We start from the raw sequence: 22704 nt of genomic DNA, 5'->3' as shown, positions 1-22704 counted from the left end.
CTACAATTACGTTTACATTAATTTACAAAACCTTCACCCCTCATTAAGACAAGGTTAACACTTCAGGTTTATTCTTAAGGAGTAGGAAGATTAACCAAACAATTAGGGGGATTTAGAAAATGATGAGTTTTAAAAATCTTTTAGTACTATTAGCAATGACTTCACTTATTCTTTTTATAACAGCTTGTGGTACTACCGAAAAAACAACAAATACTGAAACAAGCACAGGTTCAGAGCAAGCAGAGGATTCCGAGAAAGAACCTGCTTTAGAAGGAAGTGTTGTAATTGATGGTTCGGGTACTGTTTATCCATTCATGGCAAAAATGGCTGAAAATTATATGGATCAAGAAGATGTTTCTGTTGAAGTAAGCCGTGCAGGTACTTCTGCAGGATTTAAGAAGTTTTTAATTGAAGATGGAACTGATTTTAATGATGCTTCTCGTCAGATTAAAGATGAAGAGTTAGCTAAAGCAAAAGAACTAGGAATTGAAGTTCAAGAATTAAAGGTTGCACTAGACGGGTTAACATTTGTTATTAACAAAGAAAATGATTGGGCAACAGAACTTACGAAAGAAGAACTAATTGATATCTTCCTTGCTAGTTCTAGAACAAAGAACTGGTCTGACATTCGTCCAGATTTCCCTAATGAGCCTATTAAAGCAATGGGTCCTAACGAAAATCATGGTACTTATGAATTCTTCTGGGAAAATATCCTTGAAGAGCAAGATATGGTTGAGGGGATTAACCTACAACAAGATTACTCTACTCTAGTGAGTCTTGTTTCTGAAGATAAAAATGCGATTGCATTCTTTGGATATGGATACTATGCTAACAATACCGACAAGTTAACTGCTGTTAAGGTTGATTTCGGTAAAGGTGGAGTTGAACCTTCACTTTCTACAATCGCTGAAGATGGTGACTATGCTCCATTTACTCGTCCAGTTTTTACTTACCTTAATGTAAACTTAGCAAAAGAGAAGTCACAGGTGTTAGATTATGCAATCTATACAATGGAAAATGCTCAAGAAATCGCTTCTGAAACTGGATTTGCTCCACTATCTGATAAAGATATTCAAGATTCATTATCAAAACTAAATGAGTTAAAATAATAAATGAAGAAAGAGGATGTAGCTCCATACATCCTCTTTTTTTGTTCCACGATTTAAGGGATGCACTAATATTCTGTCATACCTCAATTTCTTCCACATCTTCCACGTTTTAAATGCGTTGGCCTTTCGTCATGTTTGTAAACAGTATGCTATAATCAGTTGTAAAACAAATTTCAAATAACATAATAAAAAACTAATTTAATAGTTTAATAAATCAAATATATAGTAACGTTTAAGTGTAAATAAAAGTAGGTGATCACATGATAAAGGACCATATTGCGACATATCGTTGTCCGATAACTTTGACTAAGAAGGCAAAGGAAAAGATACGGGAGCTCGGGTTGGAGGAGCGATCGTTTTTTTTATTGGAAAAATCGTTTCAAGTATATATAGAAAAGTATCCGATGGAGGCAGATCGAATTCTTTCGGTTGCGGTGTTTTTTGACAATAAGACGAATGTTTCATTAGCTGAAGCGTGCAATGGGGTTGTGGTGGTTCTACATTGTGTGGTAGAACGAGAGCGTTTGATCGCAACAAATGTGACAACAAGGCCTGGACATTTGACGTTGCAGTCCAATTGGCGTCTTCCTGTAGAGATGGCGTTTGAATTGGATGCTCAGCGGAATGAACCTGTGCTTCTTGAACTACTCGAACAGATTCATAACATGCCTGTTGCTCAGGAAAGTTCAATGTATGTTAAAAAGCGAATTGCAAGCTGGGAAGGCTACTTAAAAATCCAAGAGCGGACTGCAGATATTCCTGACATGACATCACGATATTCAAAGCTTGTCTTCAATGATGATTTCAGTCGAGTTAAAATAATTGGCTGTCAATTGGATGAAAAGGAATGGAAATTACTTAAGGATTTAAGTGTAAAGCTTAAGGGGATTGACCAGGATATTGGGAAGGTATTAAAAGGGACTCGAGCAGAAGGTAGTGTAGAAGTCGAACTAAATCCATATATGGAGAAACTGGCTCGACAGCAGAGGCTCGACTTACATCAAAAGGAAGTCGTCTTTAGTAACTTTGCCACACTTAGCCAGGTGAAACGTCTGCGGCAAGGGTTTAAGCAGTTAGAAAATGGATTGGCTGCAAATCCTGAACTTGAACGTCTTTTATTCGAGAATAAGCCCCCTGTTAAATCTCCGAAGAAGCAACCACCTCTAAAGTTTCATAATCGTCTGAATGAGTTTCAGCGAGAAGCTGTTATAGGGGCAATGTCTGCAGAAGATTTATATGTAATTCAGGGCCCACCTGGAACAGGAAAAACGACTGTAATCTCTGAGATTTGCTTACAAAATGCTAAGGCAGGGCTACGGACATTGGTGGCCTCGCAATCAAATTTAGCGGTCGACAATGCACTTGGTCGATTGCTTGCAAATAAAGACATACGGATTCTTAGGGTAGGACGTACGGAAAGCATTGAAGAAGAAGGTAAAAAGTTCATTGAAGAAAATGTGGGGCAGTATTGGAAAGACCATACACTATCAGAGGTTTCCACTCAGTATGAAGCGCGGGAAAAACGAGCAAGGGAAATTGAAGTGGAATGGGATTCTAATGAACAAGAGAAAGAGCGATTGCAGAAGCTGCTAGCTAAAGTAGAGGCAGAGGTAGAAGCTAAAAGTGCAGCTCAACAGCGTATTAATGAAATACAGTCTTTTCTAGATCAACACAAGAAGGACAAGCTAAGGGCAGAAGAGGAGCTAGAACTTGCTCAGCAACAGCTGAAAGCGATAAAGGAATCACTTCAGCACTTAAATGATACGATAGAAAAAGACGAAAAGTTTTTAGTAGACGAGCCTGACAGTGAGTGGGTGAACAAGGAGTTAACCGTTAATCAACAAGAGATTATGCGACTTCAACATAGCATTGAGCTACAAGGTTTAGAAGATGAGATTATTGATATACAGCTAAGAATACAGCAGGCTTCTGCAGAATGTGATAGAACTGCTGAAGCTATGAAGAAGCTGACTGACTTATCCGCTAGAATTAATGATGCTAAAAAAGTGGATAGTCTTAAATGGATCATCTTAGAACAAAATTTAAATCGATCTATAGAAGTTCAGCGGTTAATTCAGGAGCTTGATGCGATCCGCGAAGATCTAAATCAGTTAACTAAAATAAAAGAGTATAGTGATAAGCTAGCACGTGCGATTACGTATGTTGAGCAGCTTTTAGAGAGACAGAACATGTCAGTCAACCAACTGCAACAGCATATGGGGAATTTAACTGCTAGATCTACTTCAGCTGAAGAAATTGATGGATTTCTAGATAGATTAAGAGAAGAGCTTAAAGGTAGCCGTAAACTTACGCCACAGCATCTTATTAGCTATCTGGAAGGTTTATATGGCAGAAGACAATTCCTCTGGAAAAAGGTAGAACGCTTAAAGCCATATAAAGAGTGTGTAGGTAGGGCTCAAGAGGCAATTGGGTTATTAAAGAAGGAGCTAGTGAGTCAACTTCTACCTACTATAGAAGAGACGAAAATGCTGAACGAAAAACGTCAGTATGTAGTGGTTGAGTTGAACCAGAAGCTTTCTTCTGTTCAAGATAAGCTCTCGTTAAAGAAGGGCTCATCAGAAATCATTCCTCATGCAAAAGAAATACTTAAACAATTACAAGCAAAAGTACTTCAATTAAAAAATGAGGTAGAGGAATATAAGCAAGCTAGACTTCGAGTTGAGATGAATGTTCAAAACAGGGAAGAGATGGCCCAGCAACTAGGAGAAGCAGAGCAGAAGATTTCACGAATCGAAGAAGGACTTAGTCATGTAACCAACATGATTCAAAGTAAAGAAGAGGAACTACTACCTTTAAAAGAAATACTGTCTACAGAGCCAGAACTGGAGTATGAACAACTTTTGAAAAACATGGCGAGTGTTTCTTTTACTAGGGAATCATTGAAACAAGAAAAGCAGAAACTTCCGCTTTTCCAGTCCATTCAAGGTATGTGGCGATCTCTGCTTCAGGAAGCAAATGATCATGACTTGAATGAAATCCGAAAGCTATATGTGAAGCATTCAAATGTAATTGGGACGACATGTGTGGCATCAGCTAGGAAGGATTTTATGGAGAGTTATCCTGTTTTTGATGTAGTGATCATTGATGAAGTATCAAAGGCAACTCCACCTGAATTGTTGTTACCTATGTTAAAGGGAAAGAAAATCATTTTAGTTGGAGATCATCACCAGCTTCCACCTTTATTAGGAAATGATACGCTTGAAGAAACATTGCAGGAAATGGCAGATGAAAGTAATGATTTTGAGGGCAAGGTTGAATTGAAGAAACTGTTAAACGAGTCATTGTTTGAGCGATTGTTTAAGCAGTTACCGAAAACTAATAAAACGATGCTTGCTATTCAGTATCGTATGCATGAAAACATCATGGCAACGATTACCCAGTTTTATGATCAGGAAGATGAGCAGCTTCAATGTGGTCTTACTGACTCTGATTCGATGCGAGATCACTTTCTACATTCTTCGCATATACAGAGGAATAATCATCTCCTATGGCTAGACATGCCAAACGAGTCATCATTCTTTGAGGAAAGAATGAAAAATGGAAAAAGCTTGTTTAATCCTTCTGAACTGAATAAGATTGGTGAAATGTTGAAAGAACTGGATGATGCCGTAGCAGAGGCAAAGCTAGCCGGTAGAATGACAGCTGATGAGAAGAAAAGCATTGGTGTAATCAGTTTTTACGGAGAACAAGTGAAAAGAATCGACCGATTGATTCAACAGGAGCTTCGTTTGAACCACTTAACTATTCGTACCGGGACAGTCGACCGTTTTCAGGGCATGGAAATGGATGTGATTTTACTGAGTATGGTACGTAATCATAATAACAAGCAAGATGATATTGGCTTTGCAAAAGATTATCGTAGATTGAATGTTGCCTTATCTAGAGCTAGAGAGTTGCTAGTGTTAATTGGGAGTACAGAGATGTTCACACAGCGTACGAAGAGCAAGGAAACTAGACGTATGTATACGAATGTTTTAGAAGCTGTCAAAAGTCAGCAGGGGCTGAGAACACTAGAGGAGGCTTCTTTGCATGGATAAGCTTACAAAGAAATTACGTGGAGTTTTGCTTCAAAATAAAGCAATTGAAATAAAGCAAATGGTAAGTTGGTATTTGCCGGTGTCCACGTATAAGGTGGCATTTAAACGAGTAAAACGATCGCAAATGGACATTCTCATGAAAATGATGCTACTCACATTTGAGCAGACCGACATCCGACGTGCAGCTAATTTTGCAGAACTACTATTGGTAGAGGAGCTGTTCGTTGCAGATTTACTACAAAAAATGCAGCGAATGGGCTTAGTATCGTTAGAAAGAGAAATATATAAGCTTACAACAAAAGGGAATAATCAGCTAAAAACTGGAGTCATCGCAGAAGAATTAGAAGAGGAATATACCGAGGTCCTATACAGTTCAGTTCACGATGAATTCTGGACGGACATGGTTGAAGCATTACCTGATATAAATCAAGAATTGTCTACTTACCGTTATGGAGAAAAAAATGATCAAATCAATGCCGATCGAGTCTTAAAGGTTCTTTCTGAGAGAGAACATATACAAGAAGAAGATGGATTTCAAACGGTAGTATCACATGTGTGTGGATTTGAAGAAGAAAGAGTGGAACATGCCCCGTGTATTGAGTTTCAAGTGTACAATAAAGAACAAGACATTTTTTACGCACGTGTTTGGAATACATGGTTAGGACGCTGGGATGATTTTCTTGAGAAACAGATTGAAGAGCAGGAAATGATAGAGTGGCGTGAGAAGTGGCTGGCTGTGGATGAGGAGTCTGAATAGACCTTTTGTTCTGGTTTAGGAAATTATAAAATAATCATTTGTGGATAACTAGGGTCAGTGCATTTAAATCTAGCTCCAGCGCCCAGCCCCTCGAGGTCAAATAACCCTAGAAGAATAAAAGGGAAATTCACCCTTTTCTTCTTCTAGGAACATTTGCTTGTCGGGGCTTAACGGGGCGCTTGCGCCTTTTGTTCTTAAAATAGTAAAAGGAAAAACACTCAAAAGTTTGAGTGTTTTTTTGTGGTTTTATTTTTTACCGAAATAGAATAAACCTACAGCCATCCAAAAAAGCATCACAACCAAGCATAGAATAAAGATTGGAATCGCACCAAATTGATAAATAAGCGGTACTGATGCTGCGGTAAATAATCCTCCTCCTACCATTGGTTCAAATAGTAATTGCTTGTAGCCAAAAGCTTCGAGTGCCTTTGTTTTTCCTTTTGAATCTGCAATTCTTATGAGCATCAAACCTGCAGCAGTCATACCCATCGATTGACCAAAATCACCAATCCCGCGTTCAACCCAGTCTTCAGGAATCATTCGTGGTGCTATAAAGATAAACGCAGTCACATTCCAGAGGATTCCGGTTAAAGCGAGAAGTAGGAACGGAATGAAATGCTCTCCAATGACTGTTAAGGATAAGGTAGCAATGGCAGTTACAATCAAGAAATCTAGTGCAAGTCCTTGTACACGTAGAATCATTTTTCGGTCTACTAGTTCGATTGTATCTGTTTTCTCGAGAATTTTCTGCAAGATCACGCCGCCAACCATAGCTAGTGGAAATAAAGGAACATAGGTCATGATTTCGGTATCTGACCATGCTCCCCACGTAACACGTTCTAAATAAATAAGCCCTTCTAATAATCCCTTGCCTATTAAAATAGCGATCCCTATTACAGAAATATGTAGAGCAAGAGGTTCGATTGACTCAGGTTTCGTTGTCATTTTACCAGCGATTGGCCGTTCTTCGGGTTCAATGATTCCTCTGAGCTCATGTTCTGGAAGGTTGTTCGGGTCTTTTAAAATAGTCGTCTTGTTCTTCCTAATAGCCCAATTGATTAAGATAATTCCCAAGACAACACCTGATACGACACCTACGGTTGCTAAGCCAATGGCAATGTCCGCACCTGCTCCGAACCCCAGTTCTTTAAAGGTGGTTGCTAACCCCGCACTTGTACCATGTCCACCTTCAAAACCAATCTCAATAAGAGCACCAGCCATAGGATTGATTCCAAAGAAGGGCGTCAGTACAGCTAGAGTTAAAAGGAGGCCGAATACATATTGCCCCCAGGCTACTGATTGTCCGAATGATATTTGAGGCCCGGCTATATGCCATATATCTTTTATATGGGGAAGCTTTTTTCCTAAAAATAGAGTAGCAAAAATCACACTGATTAAAAGACTAGGAAAAGTAGACCAAATGTTATGTACCCCTTCTGGGAAAATACCTTGTAATGTCGTTTCAACTTGGAAACTTCTTATCAGTTTACCTAGTATTTCTGGTCCTAGAATTAAGGCAATAAAGCCTCCGATGATTGAGCTAGGTAAAAAATATTTTTGAAATAGGGGGATGCTGACTCGAATCCATTTTCCAATCAGTAGAAGAATTCCGACGATGATGATGCTAAAACCAACCATTTCTGCAGACAATTTGAATCCTCCTTTCTAAGTTATTTATTCTGCTTAAGATTTACATCAAGGGATGGAACTTGAACGATATCAAATGTGGCAGAAGCAAATTGTATATTTTCTCCGCTAGCGTCTACTTCTTCTAATATGGTTGTATATAAGGAGTCTTTCGTTGTTCGTCTTTTACGATATTCCGTAACATATCTAAGCGTATATTCAACCCAATTGTCATTAGCAACTAAAGTTACCATCGGTTGCGTGCTCGAATCTTCAATCAAGTATTTCTGAACCATTTCATCCCAATGTTCTCTTGCTTTAATCGAATAGTCTCCGGTTACGTCCATACCGGCCTGTAAAATGATATTTTTGGTAGCTTTGTAGTTGCTTCCATATTTTATGGGGATTTTGATTTCATCCCACAAAAATGGAAAGTCACTTGAATAGTTATATACAGGTTCTTTAAACACAAAACTATTAGCTACTCTAACGATTCGTCCATTATATAAGTCTCCTTCTACCCACTCATTTACTTCCATGATGGTTGTTCGCAAAACCCCAAGGTCGATCACATCCCCCTTAATGCCTCCCATTTCTACGCGGTCACCTGTTTTGAAGGTGTTACCGACAAGGATTGAAAGCCAACCAGCAACACTAATGATCACTTCCTGCAAGGCAAAAGCTATACCTGCACTTGTTACACCAAGGACAACTGTAAGTCCACCAAGTTGATCACTATAAATAACGGCTATTAAAATGAGCCCGATTACATACCCAATCATGTTGATCATTTTTCTTGTTTTATATCGGTTATCATGATCCTTCACATATCTACTAACGTTGCTTTGGATCAACTTAATCATAATGACAATTGCTGTTACTCCTACTAAGACAAATAATAGTTTCGTAATCATCAAATTGGATAGTAGTTCTTGAATACTTTGATTCAGCATATAACCCCTCCAAGCGAAAACAATCTCCAGATGTCTACTAAACAGGTAATCTATATTTTTAGGTAGAGCCTTTTCTAATATATAACCTTGTCCTGCGACATATAAACATTTCATGGGGTAAGACCTATCAAGTTTCAAAGTAGGGGTCATCAATTGAGCTGGTTTTTGAAGTAGTGGAAAACATATGGGTGAAGTATAATGTAAATAATGAAGATAGGAGGTGAAATAGATGGAAGAAATCTTACAACAAATACTAAATAAACTGCAAGTTGTTGAGGACAGTCAGCTAGAGATGAGAAAAGATATTCATGGATTGACGTTAGAACAAGGAGAGATGAGAAAAGATATTCATGGATTGACGGTAGAACAAGGAGAGATGAGAAAAGATATTCATGGATTGACAGTAGAACAAGGAGAGATGAGAAAAGATATTCATGGATTGACAGTAGAACAAGGAGAAATGAGAAAAGAATTTAAAACAGACCTACTAGAAATGAGAAAAGAATTTAAAACAGACCTACTAGAAATAAGAGGAGAATTTAAGAAAGAGCTACTAGAAACGAGAGAAGAGTTTAAGATAGAGCAAGCAGAAATGAGAGAAGAGTTTAGAACAGAGCAAGGAGAGATGAGAAAAGAGATGGGCTTTTATTATGCTAGTCTAATGAAGAAGCTTGACGAAACAAAGACAGAATTAAGTAGTGAGATTAAGCATATCTCTTCAATACAGAAGCAACATCAACATGTACTCGAGATTATAAACGAGAAACAATAGATTCGTTCTCCATACTATTTTTACCTCATGTGACCATCCCTATAAAAATACTCCAATATATGTAATAAGTGCCCTCTGAAATCTTTTAATCCCAGAGGGTCTTTTGTATTTTCCTTATCGGTTTATGGTGATCTCACGTATCTCCCTTAAAACCGGCATTTCTGTCAACTCCTCTTCGGTGACAAGGTCCCATTGGATTCCATTAGGTTTTTTGTAAGGAGAATTTGTCTTGATTAGTTCCGATTCTGTGGCGATCCAATCCACAGTTAAATCAAATGGATCTCTTGGTACATCTAGGTCTGTTAGTTGAGCACTATGAATCGTAGCGATAATTGGAATATCAGGGTTTCCGAGTTCTCTAATGATTGCATATTCACGGTCAGAATAGCCTTCACCTTTTCCCACTCTTCTACCATCCCTATGGAGGGCAACCGAGCCAGCAAAAAACAGATCAATTTTAGGCATCTCCTTGAGAGAAATTTCCTTGCCGTAGGATTTGATGTGAGAAAGACTAGCTGCCTTACGTTCTTCCCCAGTTGGCACCCACTCAGGTTTTACCATGATGAATCCAGCTTTAAGTCGCGGAGTAGGGACCAACAGTATTTTTCCATCCTTTAAAACTTGTGCTCGAACTGGGAGTTGGGGTGAATCAGGATTTACTTTAATGATTTTTGCTTGCTGATATTCAGGCATAGTTGTGACAAAGTGGGCTGCCTTTTCTGCACCTTTAAAATTAGGAATGCGATTTTGTAATGGAAAAGGAAATCTTCCTAATTGATGTTCAGTTAAGTAATTCCATTTTAATTCACGTATTTCTTGTTTGGTTACCATAACATCACCTTCTATCTATTTTGTTAATTATGATTATATATAAGTCTAACAAATCTTATAGTATTATAAACTCTATAATAGAAACCAGTTTTAAAGTACCAAAGATTTGCAAATTAGCTTTTCCCGATGCTACATTGGAAGCATATGAACCGTACCTGTACTTCTTAAGGAAAGGAGTCGTTATATGGATAAAATGAGTGAGCACTTTGATACCGCTCTTGAGGCTTGGAGCATGATGCAAAAGACTGAAGGAGATGAAGGTGCGGAGTGGGCAGAGAGATTTGAACGATATTTTTATGAGCTTATGAACGAATTGAAGGTTTGGTATAACACTTTAGAAGTTAAGCCTGAAACCGTGGAAGAAGTAGAGGAATTGCCAACGATTAAAAGATTTGCTGAACAGATACCTGGTCCAGTTTATATTACCTTTTTAACGGAACTAGAGGATATTGTGGAAGGCTTTGAAACTAGTAGATTTGATTGATAGTAGGATTTAAAATAATACAAATTGGAGTGATTCATATGAAGGCAGTTGTTCATGAAGGGAAAGCAGGTTTTGAAGGGTTAGAGTATACTGAGTTTTTAGAGATACAGCCAAAAGTAGGAGAGGTTGTAGTAAAGCTGAAAACAGCGGGTTTGAATCACCGGGATTTGTTTGTTCTTAATCGTCATCAGCCAACTGACCCTCCGCTGATTATTGGTTCTGATGGTGCAGGAGTGATCGCATCAGTTGGTGAGGGAGTGACTACTGTTAATGTGGGGGATGAAGTCATTATAAACCCTGGTCTTGGTTGGAAGGAAAACAGTGATGCGCCTCCTCCTGGCTTTGAGATTGTTGGTCTTCCTTTTCATGGTACGTTTGCGGAAGCAGTTGTACTTCCAGCTGAAAATGTAGAACCCAAGCCGGAGTATTTAACATGGGAGGAAGCGGGTGTGCTATCACTTGCAGCACTAACAGCGTACCGTGCTTTATTTACGAGAGGGAAGGTTAAGCCAGGTATGAAGGTGCTGATTCCAGGAATCGGTAGTGGGGTGGCTACGTTCTTATTACAATTTGCGAAAGCAGTAGGAACTACCGTGTATGTTACTTCCCGTTCAGAGGAAAAGTGTAAGAAAGCACTTGAATTGGGTGCTGATAAGGCAATTGATAGTAATGATGATTGGAACGAAGCATTAGGTGGAGAAAAAATGGATCTAGTGATTGAATGTGTGGGAGCAGCGACGTTTAACAAATCTCTTGATCAGCTTCGTCCAGGTGGTACTCTTGTTACATTTGGGGCTTCTGCAGGAGACGACGTCCAAATCAATATCCGTAGCTTTTTCTATGGACAGTTTAATTTGCTCGGTTCAACAATGGGAAGTACGGAAGAGTATAAGGAAATGCTTCAGTTTATCCAAGAACATCAAATTAAGCCTGTTGTCGATCAAATGTATCCATTAAGTCAATTTGATCAAGGATTCGATCGTCTGAAGGCTGCAGCTCAATTAGGGAAGATTGGTTTTTATATTGGTTAATTAGGTTTTATCGATTAGCAGAGGAGGGCTGCCATTTTGGGCAGCTTTTTCTTTTGGTTACTGCCTATTAGGTTGCAGGATTTTTTTAATAAAAGCAAGAACTAAAAGTATGAGAGTACTATTATACATTCTGGAGCGGAGCGGTAAGAAAAACATCATTTTGAGGAGGAGAATAATGACTAATAAGATTCCGGTTCTCGTCGGTGAACTTGTTAGACTCAGACCAATTAATGATGCTGACCATCTTTCATGGTTTGAAGTTGAGCAAGATGAATCAATGCATAAATGGGTAGGTAATGCTGTTCCAACCAGTCTAGATGAGGTGAAACATGCCTTGTATGAGTTATATCCGCAACATTTTATGCTCTGGATGATAGAAGAGAAAACAAGTGGTAAAGTGATTGGTATGATGCGTATAAGCCATCCCGAACAGCGAGGAAACCAGTTAGTAGCAGGAGATTCACAAAGGCTTCATTCAGACTATTGGAGAAAAGGCTATATGAGGGAATCACGTAAGCTGATTTATGATTATGTTTTCAATACATTAAAAATAGATGTTCTATATGCGGATGTATGGGAAGGTAATGTTAATTCAATCAAATCCTTAGTATCTGCTGGTTATAAACTCATAGATTGTAGAAAAGAATATTTCAAGAAATATAATAAGACTCAAAATAAATTATATTATGAGCTTAGAGAAGCTACATGGAAGAGGTAGTGTTAGTTAACTCTTTACCAGAGTAGCTGCTTGTTTTTCATTTTTAAATTTTGGCTTTGGTGCTGAAGACCTAACGTATTTGCTTAATCGTTTACGTCAAATTTCTGGGTGGTGAATTATTAAAAACTTTTCGCGTTTAGGTGAGCAGAGAATACACCGTCCACTAAGGAAACCTGTTATAATGACATATATTTAATGAGTAGAGGTTGAAACCTCCTATTTAACAGACTGGAGTCAATAAGTATGGAACGTGAAAACGCAATAGGGATTGCCTTTACAGCAAGTGCCTATATATTATGGGGAGTATTGCCCATCTACTGGAAGTTTCTAAATGAGGTTCCAGCACTTGAGATTTTAGCTCATCGCGTGATTTGGTCATTTATTTTCGTGGTCATCATCGTGTTATTTTTAAAAAGAAAGCTATTAAAGAACTTCTTTCAAGTTCAGATGAGTCAGAAAAGAACGTGGTTTGGACTGTTTCTAGCATCCATTTTTATTAGTATTAACTGGCTTACCTATATATTTGCGGTGAACACCAACCATATTGTCGAAGCAAGCTTGGGGTATTATATTAATCCACTTGTTGCAGTGATGCTAGGAGTATTTGTACTACGCGAAAAGATGAATGTGTGGCAGGGAATCTCTTTTGGGCTAGCAGCAATTGGAGTTGTTTATATGACCATCTCATTGGGAGAGCTGCCTTGGGTTGCTTTAGTGTTAGCTTTTTCGTTCGGTTTGTATGGACTATCTAAGAAGCTAATAAAAGTAGATTCGATCCTTGGGTTGCTATTAGAAACCTTGTTTGTTTTGCCTTTTGCTTTATTGTTTTTAGCGTATTTAGGAGTCAACGGCGAGCATAGTTTTTCAACAGGTTCACTCAAAACTGATCTGTTTTTACTAGGATCAGGGATTGCCACTGCTTTACCACTCTTATGGTTTAGTATCGGGGCACAAAAGATTCCATTATATATGGTTGGTTTCTTGCAATATATTGCGCCATCCATAAGCTTGATTCTTGGAGTACTCATGTACGGAGAGCTCTTTACAAAGGACCATATTATCACGTTTACATGCATCTGGGCAGCATTGGCAATCTTTACAATCTCAAATATTCGTCAGGTGATTAATAGAAGGAAGGTACCTATAAAAGCAACCAATGTCGGTGCATGATAGTAATGTGTCTAACGATAAAAAATGACGCTGTCGAATTCCCGGGAAATAATGAGAATGATAGAGGGTATTGAGGAAATATACGATATGAAATAAAAGGGACGCATTAAAACTTCATAATAAGAGGTTTTAATGCGTCCCTGTTTTTTAAATAGCTATCTGGGTACTTCCACCTTTTAATTTACATACGGTCGAATAGAGCACTTCCAGCAATACCTGGATTCGTCATTTCATATGGATCAAGAATTAAATCGAGTTCTTCTTCTGTTAGCACATCATATAGGAGACATAGTTCTCTGACTGATCTACCTGTTAGGATAGCTTCTCTTGCAATACGAGAAACAACTTCATATCCAAGATGTGGGTTAACGGCTGTAATAATACCTACGCTTCTTTCCACAAACTTCTTCATTCTTTCTTCATTTGCTTCAATGCCTTCTAGACAATGATTTGTAAAACTCTCGAATGCATTGTTCATAATACTTAAAGATTGAAGTAGGTTGAAGACAAGTACAGGCTCCATAACGTTAAGTTCAAGTTGGCCAGCTTCTGAAGCAAGGCTGATTGTGTGATCATTTCCTATCACTTGAAAAGCTACTTGATTTATTAGTTCTGGCATAACGGGATTCACTTTTCCAGGCATGATGGATGAACCTGGCTGTCTAGCTGGTAGTGAAATTTCTGCAAGTCCTGCACGAGGACCTGAAGCCATCAGGCGTAAATCGTTGGCGATTTTTGACATATTGATCATGCAAATTTTTAGGGCTGAAGATACTTCTGTATAAGCATCTGTATTTTGGGTCGCATCGACTAGATGGTCGGCTCCTACAAGTGGCAATCCACTAATGTCAGCAAGATGTTTTACAACATTTTCAATATACTTTGGGTCAGCATTTAAACCAGTTCCTACTGCGGTTGCTCCCATGTTTACTTCATATAAATGAAGACGAGTTTGGCTAATTCGCTTAATATCGCGCTCTACCACTCGACTGTAAGCCTCGAATTCTTGTCCTAGACGAATTGGCACGGCATCCTGAAGGTGTGTTCGGCCCATTTTAATAACATGATCAAACTGCTTCGCTTTCTTTCTGAATACCTCGAGCATGTTTGTCATGGTAACAAGTAGCTTGTCTAATAGGTTCAGTGTTGAAATGTGAATGGCTGTTGGAAACACATCATTTGTAGATTGTGACATGTTAACGTGAGTATTTGGACTTAACTTGGAATAATCACCTTTATTATGACCAAGTAGTTCAAGTGCACGGTTTGCGATGACTTCATTTGCATTCATGTTAATGGAAGTACCAGCACCGCCTTGAATCGGGTCGACTATAAAGTATTGGTGCCACTGTCCTTGTATAATTTCATCAGCTGCTTGAACGATAGGTTCACCTAATCCTTCATAAAGATGCTTAACATCCATATTGGCAAGCGCAGCTGCCTTTTTTACCATAGCTGTTGCTATAATCATCTCTTCGTGAAGTTTGTATCCGGTAATAGGAAAGTTCTCTACTGCACGTAAAGTCTGAATACCGTAATACACATCTGCGTCAATTTCTTTTTCTCCGAGAAAATCTTTTTCAAGCCTTTTTATAACCGAATTCATATATTCCACCTGTTCTTCTCATATTTTTGCTCATGATCTCTGGGCACATTGTTGTTGCCATATCTTTAATCTGTTTTAAATCTCATCCTACCTTATGTAGGAAGGTATTTTAGACAAGGCAATGATGATGAATGAACACAATGATTATAATAACTCAATTAGAGCGGATAAGCATTAATAAATTTAATATCGTCCTTGTTTTTTATATGTGAAGAGGTCCTCGAAAGTATAAAAAGCCTTCCTAATGGAAAGCTTTACTAACTTTATTTATTTGCAAGTTCCTGATAGACCTTCAGGCTGTATTCCTTGTATGGTGATGGAGGCAGCTTTTCAAAGTTTTCCTTTGCAATTTTTGCTGCAGCTAATGCCTTTTGAGTATCTCCAAGTTCTATATAGCATTTCGCTTTAAATGTATCCTTTAGATAAAACTGTGACAAATCAAATGGATGATGATGATTTGCAGGAGTAACAATTTTGTCAAAGTAGCCAATGGCTTCTTCGACTTGTCCAAGTCCAAGGAGTGCTTTTCCTTTTTCAAGATATAACCATTCTTTCAAATCATCATGTTGACGTTCAACTAATAGTGAAGACACTTGCTTCAGTGCTAGTTGGTAATCTTGTTTTAACGTGTTTAAGGATTCAATGTTAAAAAGCTGATAAAAGAGATTGGATTTTTCATCATCCGTAAATTCAGCATACTGTTTTAACTTATCCAAATAGAATTCATGTGATGCTAGGTCATTTTCCATTAAAGCCGAAGCAGAAGCAAGACGATATAAATCATCTATTCGATAAAATAGCTTATTTGTTTTAGAGAAAGTAATGGCCTTTTCCATTACTTGTTTTGCAGAAGTAGTATCTCCAACCGCAAAGTGAAGCATGGCTTCATGATAATCAAGGTCTAGTTTCGTCATTCCATCTATAAATACATGGTTATTTTCGATTTCTTTTCGTTCCTTAAGTAGAATATCTAAGGATGTTTCATAATCATGTTCTACAAATTTTATAATCGCTCGAAATAGCCCAATTGCTCCTCTTTGTTGAGTTAGATTCATTTGGTCATAAAGAGTAGCTGCAGCATCACATGGTTCCTGCCAGTTGTCCTTCTTTTCCCAGTATAGACCACGACCATATAGCTCTAATAATCTAGCTGCTTCATACCCTTGATTTAATTTTGAAACAGTTGGTTGTATGAGGGAGATCAGTTTTTTATATTTATCTGGAGACTCATCCATCGTTTTATTAAAAATCATTTCAGCCTTGTCTAACACTTCTCTTAGCTCTTGGATATTACCTTCTTCTAGGAGCTCAGATACTTCAACCTCAAGGCGTTCGGCGATATAAGTCAAGCTATCCATGGACGGCTTGGCTTTATTATTTTCAATGAGGCTGAGCATCCCTTTAGTGAGCTCAGTACCAGCAAGCTCTTCAAGAGTTAGCTTTTTTAGTTTTCGAAATTTACGTATTTGTTCCCCAAGCACAAAAGACACTCTCCTAAGTTCCTATTTTGTTTAATTATATTAAACTTTTACTTGAATTGGAAGAGCCATGCGTGTTATGATTTGTTTAATTAAATTAAACTTTTTAATCGGAGGGTTTAAAATGGATGACATTCAAAAGCTTAGAAGAGCAACGTATCATTTATACACGTTCACAATTAGTAAACTCATTTCTACTTTTGGAGCACAGGTATATGCATTTGCCATCAGCTTCTATATATTACAACAAACAGGATCAGCTACCAGCTTCGCGACAAATTTAATATGTAATATTCTTCCACGTACTCTAGTTTCACCATTTGCTGGATATATGGCAGACAGGTATTCAAGAAAGACCATTATCATTTGTGCACAACTTGTCACAACAGCGGCAATCGGGGGGCTGCTTTTTGTCAGCTTGACCTATGGATTATCTTTAATCGCCATCTATTTCACAACATGTGTGTTGGCCATGGCATCCTCTTTTTCAACGGTAACATTTAGTTCATCTATTACGGGGTTAGTGGATCAAGCAAGAATACAAAGAGCGATGTCTTTAAATCAAATGGCCATGTCATTTGCTGCAATCGGCAGTCCAGCAGTGGGTGGGTTGTTATATGGCGCAGTTTCAATGGAACTTTTCTTAGGAATGTTCATTGTTGCATCTTTCATTGCTGTGATTCTTGAGTCGACCATGAATTTTAAATTATTCTCAAAACGTAAGGATCATTTGGAAGATAAGCCAAAGGAAAAGATGTGGCAAAGTATGAAAGCCGGTCTAGCGTATCTAAAGACAAAGCAAGTCATTATGGTGCTCATTTGGATCTCTTTAATTATTAATTTCCTCTTTGGAGCCTTTGAAGTAGGATATTCGTATATTCTGATTGAGAAATTTAAAATGACATCACAGCATTTTGGTTTTACACAAGGGGCATTTGCAATAGGGATGTTAGTGTTCTCCATCTATTTTTCAATTAGAAAAGAAGTAAAATATGCACTGCTTGTTTCAAAGCGTGGAATTCTAGGAATGGGCGTTATTATGGGGGGCATTTCTATTCCATTAATAATGTCATTGTCGTATTGGAGCATGTTTGCGTATTACCTAATAATAATGTTTAGTTTTGGAGCTATGATTATTATCGTAAACACACCAATACAGGTGATGATGCAAAAAATGATCGATGATGATTATAAGGGTCGTGTGTTTTCGATTATTGAAACAATGGCGATGGCTCTTATGCCTCTAGGTATGATTATCTTTGGTTTCTTGTACGATGTGCTTCCAGGACAATATATCCTACTCACCTCTGCCTCAATACTTGTAATCGTTGTGTTGACTTTGGCTAGACCGAGTGTTGTTAGAAAAGCACATCCAGAGCTTGCCTTGAAAAAAGCAGTTGTGCAAGAAACAGGACCAGCTTTATAAAAGTGGAGAGCAAATATCTTAGATATTTGCTCTTTTTGTTTAAGTTAAACTAAAAAAAGGCAGCACGATGCTACCCTTACTTTAGTAACCTCCGTAATATCCACCGCCATATGGGTAAGGGTAAGGAGGATAAGGATCGTAATATGGAAATAAAAGCAAACTAATCAAATTTTGATAAGGGTAGCGACGGCGACGGTAACGACGGTATCTTCTTCTACGTGGACGTCCATAGTCATCATCATAGCCATACCCATATTCTCTATTCATTTGTGTGGACTCGATATCTTCTGCAACCAACATGGTGACACTTCCCTCGTCCATGCCATCGATAATCCCTTCAATTTGAGATCCATCGCTAAGTTGACCCATTACATGATAGTTCATATACTTCTTACATAAATTTTTCATTTCAGGGTTTTGACTTGGTGGTTAATATGCATTCATTTGAATAAAATTGTTCACTTAAACTTCTCTCCCCTTTCCATTTGTTACCAGGATATTCACCTAGCTTGTATGAGGTTATTGTTAAAATAATAAAAACGAATAGTAAAAATGCAATGGATTTTAGGTGAGATAGACGGTCACACTAGACTGACGGTATAATGGGTGAATGCCTTTATTGAACATAAAAAATTAAAATACATAGAAAGAAGGAACTACCATGACACAAAAAAGCATCATTTTTTTCGATATTGACGGGACCTTATTAAATCATGATAAAAAACTACCGACTTCTACAAAAGAAGCAATTTTTAAACTAAAGGAATCTGGACATACTGTGGCAATTGCAACTGGACGTGCACCATTTATGTTTGAGGATTTACGTGAAGAATTAGGTATACATACGTATGTTAGCTATAACGGGCAATATGTGGTGTTAGATGGAGAAGTGTTAGATACGAACCCATTGAATATTCCTGCGCTTGAGAAATTAACAGAAGTCGCTCTACAAAATAATCATCCTGTTGTATTTATGGATCACGAGGATATGAAGGCGAATGTTCCTGAACATTCTTTTATTAAGGAAAGCATCGATTCGTTAAAAATAAGTCATTTTCCTGCACATGATCCTCACTATTACAAGGGGCGTGACTTGTACCAATCACTGCTGTTTTGTACGGAAGGAGAAGAGCGTCAATATGAACAAGTCTTTAATGAATTTGATATTATCAGATGGCATCCAGTTGCAGTTGATATTCTTCCAAAGGGAGGATCAAAAGCGAAGGGAATTGAAAAGATAGTTCAAAAGCTAGGAATTTTAGAGGACAATTTATATGCATTTGGTGATGGACTGAATGATATTGAGATGCTCTCAACCGTAAAAAATAGTGTGGCGATGGGGAATGCAGAAGAACCAGTAAAGGCAGTCGCTAAGTATGTAACCAAATCAGTGGAAGACGATGGGATTGTTGATGGTCTTAAGTTAGTAGGGTTATTATAATTTATTGGGTTAAAAGAACATACAAGGTTTGTGCTTTGGGTTTCTTGAGTTCTAAATCATTAAATCGAAATATTATTATAAAAATAGGAGGTCAGTCTACATGAAAAAAGGAGTCATCTCACTAGGAGAAGCATTAATTGATTTCATCCCACTTGACCCGGATAATACAACCTACCAAAAAAGCCCGGGTGGAGCACCAGCGAATGTGGCGGTTGGGGTAGCCCGATTAGGAGCCACTTCTACTTTTGTAGGAAAAGTGGGAGACGATGTACTGGGTAGATTTTTAAAGGATACCTTAGAGGATTATAAAGTAAAGACGTCTCGTATGATACTTTCATCAGAAGCGAAGACAGGCGTTGTTTTTGTTACGAATGCAGAAAATGGGGAAAGAAGCTTCGAATTCTACATATACCCAAGTGCAGATCAATTTTTAAGAGATAGTGAGCTAGTCAAAGAGGATTTCACCACACATAAAATCTTACATATTGGTTCGATCTCAATGATTAATCAACCTGCCAAGGACGCTACGCTGGCTGCCGTTGCATTAGCTAAAGAAAACGGAATGTTGATTTCCTATGATCCAAACCTGCGTTTAGGTCTTTGGAAATCAGAACAAGCAGCAAGAGAAACAATTATCTCAATGCTACCTCAAGCTGATCTTCTTAAGCTTTCTGAAGAAGAGCTTGAATTTTTGACAGGGGAAAAGGATATCCAAGCGGGAGTTCAGCAACTAAAGGACTATAACATCCCTCTAATTTTCATTACCCTAGGTGCAGAAGGAAGTCATATCTTTACGGCAAACGGTCACACGCATGTCCCAGCCATGAAAGTGCAAGCAATTGATACGACGGGAGCCGGTGATGCGTTTGTTTCAGGCTTGCTATATTGTCTTCAAGAATACGAAGGGTCGCTAACTGCAATCACATTAGAAGAAGCAGAAGAGATGGCTAAATTTGCAGCAGTGTCAGGCGCATTAGCTGCTTCCACAAAAGGAGCCATGACAGCCTTACCAACCCTAGATGAAGTGAGGAAGCAGCTTGGGACATAGGGACAGGTACCTTGTCCCAGAGTCTATAGTTGGGGAACCTTATCCCGAAATATAGTATTAACCCCTACTTTTAAACAAACGTTTAATCTAAACTATGGACTAACCCTTATATTATATAGCTTTTATGATGATGGAAATAAATCAACATCATTCCGATTTATGGAAATGCTAAATTAGAATAATGATGGCTTTTTTTGTAGTGAAGAGTAACGGTGAGGTGCACAATTGTCGTTGTAACATGGAGAATGTGAAGAATACTCATAAGTATAGACTTTCCGTACATACTAAACATATGTTCGGGAGGTGTATTTTATGGAAAAACAGACGTTTAACCAAATTTATCGTGAGTACCTAAAACAGGGAGAACAGCAGGCACAAATGGAAGCAGCTGAAGAGCCAGTCGTTGGTTTAGAACAGATCATCGCCGTAAGGAAGAATGATGATGATGATATTATTGCGTTCAAAACGAGCAGTGGTAGAGAGCTTGATTATGTTACTGCGCTTCAAGAGGCTAAAGAGGGTAAACTTTCACATGTCGATGTGTTCCATAAATATGGGCGTGATATTATTCGAAGTGAACCGGATGGGATTAAAGAAAATAATCTTGATCAATTGCCACCATTTTAAAGGTCGATGATTAAGCCCCACACATTCTAGTTTAAAAGAATGTGTGGGGCTTTTTTGTGATTTAAAGGTGAAAACAAACTAATAGAGGAGAAATACCATTTTTATGGAATATAATTCTCTAATCAGATACGAAAGCAAAGGGGAAATATTGATTAATTATGATGGAGGTTATGATAGGAACCGAAGAAGAAATCCACATCGCACATCAACTTATGCAAGAAGCATTTAAGGAATATGAAAACTTGGAAGTACCATCAAGTGCTGCTACGGAGTTTAAGCTTTAGAAAATAGATACACTTGGACAACAGGGTAACTGGGACAGTGTACCTGTCCCCTTGTCCCATTAACCTCCATCTGAGCTTGTTGCAATGGCAGCGCCAGTGACTGATGCAACCATGACGGCTTGTTGTGCCTGGATCATGGATTCTATGATGGTGTACATATTGGTGCCAAGTAGGCTGGAGTCTTCCATCTTTTCACTCATGAGAAAATTAATGGCCATTATTAGGTTTAGATCCTTGTGCCATTTAAACTGCTTTTGCTGGTTAAGTTGGTTGACGATTTCTTGAATGGTGTCGAGCTCCTTGGTTCCTTCGTCGAGAAAGGAGAGTAATCCTAGTACAGGGTAATGCATTTTTTTCAGTTTTAAATGGCTTCGCTTGAATTCATCAAAAAGAGTCGTGCAACGTTCGGTGACAATGTTTTGGTTGGCTGGATGAAGAGATAATACATGACTTAAAAACTGCAAATCATTACCTTTTCCGAATCCGTTTTGATTAAGCTTGTTGTAATAGTGCTCGATGTTTTCGAGAAGTTGCTCCACACTGCCTTCTTTGTTAGCTAACAAGACTGCAAGTGGATAGTCGCTAGAAGAAGTAAGGAAAAAGTGATTAGATTTCATCCCCCTGTACAATGATACACTTCGTTCAATCCTCGTTTGTAAATCATCCTTCACTTCATTGCTTAAAAGAATGTATGCGCACAGATACGTAAATGGATCTCGGCTAAACTTAGAGTCAATTAGCTGATCGTAAATCTCCATTAATTCAAAGAATTTCTCGATAGGGTTTTCAAATTGCACATCCAGCATGGCGGCGATTGTGAACCGATGCGGTGAGTTTAAAGTAGAGAACATACCTACATTCTTTTTTATATCATCACTAATTTCAATAAAACGTTGAAGGTTAAAATCTTTTTGCTTAACCACATACAAAGAAGCTGCCATCATTAATGTCCGTGAATCAGTCACCTTCCACTTGAGGGCCTTGTGAAGTTGCAGATAGACTGTTGTATATTGATCAACTTTGTTTGCTAAAGTAACATTCATAATTATCACTCCTAGTAAAAATTGCGCTACCCATAATACGAAGGAAAAGGTTAAAAGGTTTCGCATTTTTTACTAATTATGGTAACTTAATCCCAATATGAATCTTATCTTAAAATATAGCAGTCTTGCTCTCTTTTAAACGGACATTTAATTAACATAAAGTTAGATTCCATATAAAATAACGCTAAAATTACTGCGGAAGTAAGTCAACATCATTCCTATTTGTGATTATGATTTATTAA

At 38.1% G+C, this 22704-nt stretch carries 20 protein-coding genes; 13 read left to right on the top strand and 7 right to left on the bottom strand.

Annotated elements, in window-relative coordinates:
- Window positions 1-119: 119 nt before the first annotated feature.
- The 3 genes from G4D63_RS17730 to G4D63_RS17720 all read left to right on the top strand — a co-directional run bounded on the left by G4D63_RS17730 (window position 120) and on the right by G4D63_RS17720 (window position 5924).
- Entirely contained in the window at window positions 120-1109 is a 990-nt protein-coding gene (locus tag G4D63_RS17730; protein ID WP_163181189.1) for a PstS family phosphate ABC transporter substrate-binding protein, read from the top strand.
- Window positions 1110-1369: 260 nt separating this feature from the next.
- Window positions 1370-5167, top strand: coding sequence for a DEAD/DEAH box helicase (locus G4D63_RS17725; RefSeq protein WP_205603894.1), 3798 nt, complete (start codon window positions 1370-1372; stop codon window positions 5165-5167).
- A complete protein-coding gene (locus tag G4D63_RS17720; protein ID WP_163181187.1) occupies window positions 5160-5924 on the top strand; it encodes a hypothetical protein in 765 nt (254 codons plus the stop codon). Before G4D63_RS17725 ends, G4D63_RS17720 begins: the two co-directional genes overlap by 8 nt.
- Before the next feature lie 246 nt (window positions 5925-6170).
- Here the strand turns inward: G4D63_RS17720 and G4D63_RS17715 are convergent, their stop codons facing one another.
- Together G4D63_RS17715 and G4D63_RS17710 are read right to left on the bottom strand one after the other, a co-directional pair.
- Entirely contained in the window at window positions 6171-7574 is a 1404-nt protein-coding gene (locus G4D63_RS17715) for a sodium/glutamate symporter (RefSeq protein WP_163181185.1), read from the bottom strand.
- Between the two features lie 20 nt (window positions 7575-7594).
- Window positions 7595-8503: a mechanosensitive ion channel family protein gene (locus G4D63_RS17710; RefSeq protein WP_163181183.1), complete on the bottom strand. Its 909-nt coding sequence runs from the start codon at window positions 8501-8503 to the stop codon at window positions 7595-7597.
- A 229-nt stretch (window positions 8504-8732) separates the two neighbouring features.
- Here G4D63_RS17710 and G4D63_RS17705 point away from each other — a divergent pair, with 229 nt between their 5' ends.
- Window positions 8733-9275, top strand: a complete 543-nt coding sequence (locus tag G4D63_RS17705) for a hypothetical protein (RefSeq protein ID WP_163181181.1) — start codon at window positions 8733-8735, stop codon at window positions 9273-9275.
- Between the two features lie 114 nt (window positions 9276-9389).
- On the opposite strand, the gene G4D63_RS17700 is transcribed toward G4D63_RS17705, so the two are convergent.
- Window positions 9390-10106, bottom strand: a complete 717-nt coding sequence (locus G4D63_RS17700; protein WP_163181179.1) for a 5-formyltetrahydrofolate cyclo-ligase — start codon at window positions 10104-10106, stop codon at window positions 9390-9392.
- A gap of 184 nt (window positions 10107-10290) precedes the next feature.
- On the opposite strand from G4D63_RS17700, the gene G4D63_RS17695 reads away from it, so the two are divergent.
- The 4 genes from G4D63_RS17695 to rarD all read left to right on the top strand — a co-directional run bounded on the left by G4D63_RS17695 (window position 10291) and on the right by rarD (window position 13509).
- Window positions 10291-10590 carry a hypothetical protein gene (locus tag G4D63_RS17695; protein ID WP_163181178.1) on the top strand — a complete coding sequence of 100 codons (300 nt, stop codon included), beginning with the start codon at window positions 10291-10293 and terminating at the stop codon, window positions 10588-10590.
- 38 nt (window positions 10591-10628) lie between these two features.
- Complete coding sequence (locus G4D63_RS17690) at window positions 10629-11621, top strand: zinc-binding dehydrogenase (RefSeq protein ID WP_163181176.1); 993 nt, start codon at window positions 10629-10631, stop codon at window positions 11619-11621.
- Between the two features lie 175 nt (window positions 11622-11796).
- The gene (locus G4D63_RS17685) at window positions 11797-12339 is read left to right on the top strand and encodes a GNAT family N-acetyltransferase (RefSeq protein ID WP_163181174.1); all 543 of its coding nucleotides are present in this window, start codon (window positions 11797-11799) and stop codon (window positions 12337-12339) included.
- Between the two features lie 243 nt (window positions 12340-12582).
- Complete coding sequence (gene rarD, locus G4D63_RS17680; RefSeq protein WP_163181172.1) at window positions 12583-13509, top strand: EamA family transporter RarD; 927 nt, start codon at window positions 12583-12585, stop codon at window positions 13507-13509.
- 181 nt (window positions 13510-13690) lie between these two features.
- Here rarD and aspA read toward each other — a convergent pair whose 3' ends face one another.
- Both aspA and G4D63_RS17670 read right to left on the bottom strand, forming a co-directional pair.
- Window positions 13691-15115: an aspartate ammonia-lyase gene (gene aspA / locus G4D63_RS17675; protein ID WP_163181170.1), complete on the bottom strand. Its 1425-nt coding sequence runs from the start codon at window positions 15113-15115 to the stop codon at window positions 13691-13693.
- A gap of 263 nt (window positions 15116-15378) precedes the next feature.
- The gene (locus G4D63_RS17670) at window positions 15379-16596 is read right to left on the bottom strand and encodes a helix-turn-helix domain-containing protein (protein WP_163181169.1); all 1218 of its coding nucleotides are present in this window, start codon (window positions 16594-16596) and stop codon (window positions 15379-15381) included.
- Window positions 16597-16717: 121 nt separating this feature from the next.
- Here G4D63_RS17670 and G4D63_RS17665 point away from each other — a divergent pair, with 121 nt between their 5' ends.
- The gene (locus tag G4D63_RS17665) at window positions 16718-18019 is read left to right on the top strand and encodes an MFS transporter (RefSeq protein WP_163181167.1); all 1302 of its coding nucleotides are present in this window, start codon (window positions 16718-16720) and stop codon (window positions 18017-18019) included.
- 81 nt (window positions 18020-18100) lie between these two features.
- Here G4D63_RS17665 and G4D63_RS17660 read toward each other — a convergent pair whose 3' ends face one another.
- Window positions 18101-18403 carry a hypothetical protein gene (locus G4D63_RS17660; protein WP_163181165.1) on the bottom strand — a complete coding sequence of 101 codons (303 nt, stop codon included), beginning with the start codon at window positions 18401-18403 and terminating at the stop codon, window positions 18101-18103.
- Window positions 18404-18680: 277 nt separating this feature from the next.
- Here G4D63_RS17660 and G4D63_RS17655 point away from each other — a divergent pair, with 277 nt between their 5' ends.
- The 4 genes from G4D63_RS17655 (at window position 18681) to G4D63_RS22170 (ending at window position 21419) form a co-directional block, all read left to right on the top strand.
- Complete coding sequence (locus tag G4D63_RS17655) at window positions 18681-19460, top strand: Cof-type HAD-IIB family hydrolase (protein ID WP_163181163.1); 780 nt, start codon at window positions 18681-18683, stop codon at window positions 19458-19460.
- Window positions 19461-19560: 100 nt separating this feature from the next.
- A complete protein-coding gene (locus G4D63_RS17650; RefSeq protein ID WP_163181161.1) occupies window positions 19561-20508 on the top strand; it encodes an aminoimidazole riboside kinase in 948 nt (315 codons plus the stop codon).
- Between the two features lie 378 nt (window positions 20509-20886).
- On the top strand, window positions 20887-21135 hold the full coding sequence (locus G4D63_RS17645; protein WP_420837828.1) for a DUF3892 domain-containing protein: 249 nt from the start codon (window positions 20887-20889) through the stop codon (window positions 21133-21135).
- Between the two features lie 158 nt (window positions 21136-21293).
- A complete protein-coding gene (locus G4D63_RS22170; RefSeq protein WP_275580324.1) occupies window positions 21294-21419 on the top strand; it encodes a hypothetical protein in 126 nt (41 codons plus the stop codon).
- Window positions 21420-21478: 59 nt separating this feature from the next.
- On the opposite strand, the gene G4D63_RS17640 is transcribed toward G4D63_RS22170, so the two are convergent.
- Window positions 21479-22462 carry a DUF4003 family protein gene (locus tag G4D63_RS17640; protein ID WP_275580326.1) on the bottom strand — a complete coding sequence of 328 codons (984 nt, stop codon included), beginning with the start codon at window positions 22460-22462 and terminating at the stop codon, window positions 21479-21481.
- Between the last annotated feature and the right edge of the window lie 242 nt (window positions 22463-22704).

This window comes from Bacillus mesophilus, assembly GCF_011008845.1.
Taxonomy (GTDB): Bacteria; Bacillota; Bacilli; order Bacillales; family SA4; genus Bacillus_BS; species Bacillus_BS mesophilus.
The sequence above is the reverse complement of the archived record's forward strand: the minus strand, read 5'-3'. Positions and strand labels throughout refer to the sequence as shown.

Bases quoted from the DNA above. Each gene is read 5' to 3' on its own strand.
- G4D63_RS17730 (WP_163181189.1), top strand. From the start codon at position 120: ATGATGAGTTTTAAAAATCTTTTAGTACTATTAGCAATGACTTCACTT.
- G4D63_RS17725 (WP_205603894.1), top strand. From the start codon at position 1,370: ATGATAAAGGACCATATTGCGACATATCGTTGTCCGATAACTTTGACT.
- G4D63_RS17720 (WP_163181187.1), top strand. From the start codon at position 5,160: ATGGATAAGCTTACAAAGAAATTACGTGGAGTTTTGCTTCAAAATAAA.
- G4D63_RS17710 (WP_163181183.1), bottom strand. From the start codon at position 8,503: ATGCTGAATCAAAGTATTCAAGAACTACTATCCAATTTGATGATTACG.
- G4D63_RS17705 (WP_163181181.1), top strand. From the start codon at position 8,733: ATGGAAGAAATCTTACAACAAATACTAAATAAACTGCAAGTTGTTGAG.
- G4D63_RS17700 (WP_163181179.1), bottom strand. From the start codon at position 10,106: ATGGTAACCAAACAAGAAATACGTGAATTAAAATGGAATTACTTAACT.
- G4D63_RS17695 (WP_163181178.1), top strand. From the start codon at position 10,291: ATGGATAAAATGAGTGAGCACTTTGATACCGCTCTTGAGGCTTGGAGC.
- G4D63_RS17690 (WP_163181176.1), top strand. From the start codon at position 10,629: ATGAAGGCAGTTGTTCATGAAGGGAAAGCAGGTTTTGAAGGGTTAGAG.
- G4D63_RS17685 (WP_163181174.1), top strand. From the start codon at position 11,797: ATGACTAATAAGATTCCGGTTCTCGTCGGTGAACTTGTTAGACTCAGA.
- rarD (WP_163181172.1), top strand. From the start codon at position 12,583: ATGGAACGTGAAAACGCAATAGGGATTGCCTTTACAGCAAGTGCCTAT.
- aspA (WP_163181170.1), bottom strand. From the start codon at position 15,115: ATGAATTCGGTTATAAAAAGGCTTGAAAAAGATTTTCTCGGAGAAAAA.
- G4D63_RS17665 (WP_163181167.1), top strand. From the start codon at position 16,718: ATGGATGACATTCAAAAGCTTAGAAGAGCAACGTATCATTTATACACG.
- G4D63_RS17660 (WP_163181165.1), bottom strand. From the start codon at position 18,403: ATGAACTATCATGTAATGGGTCAACTTAGCGATGGATCTCAAATTGAA.
- G4D63_RS17655 (WP_163181163.1), top strand. From the start codon at position 18,681: ATGACACAAAAAAGCATCATTTTTTTCGATATTGACGGGACCTTATTA.
- G4D63_RS17650 (WP_163181161.1), top strand. From the start codon at position 19,561: ATGAAAAAAGGAGTCATCTCACTAGGAGAAGCATTAATTGATTTCATC.
- G4D63_RS17645 (WP_420837828.1), top strand. From the start codon at position 20,887: ATGGAAGCAGCTGAAGAGCCAGTCGTTGGTTTAGAACAGATCATCGCC.
- G4D63_RS22170 (WP_275580324.1), top strand. From the start codon at position 21,294: ATGATGGAGGTTATGATAGGAACCGAAGAAGAAATCCACATCGCACAT.
- G4D63_RS17640 (WP_275580326.1), bottom strand. From the start codon at position 22,462: ATGAATGTTACTTTAGCAAACAAAGTTGATCAATATACAACAGTCTAT.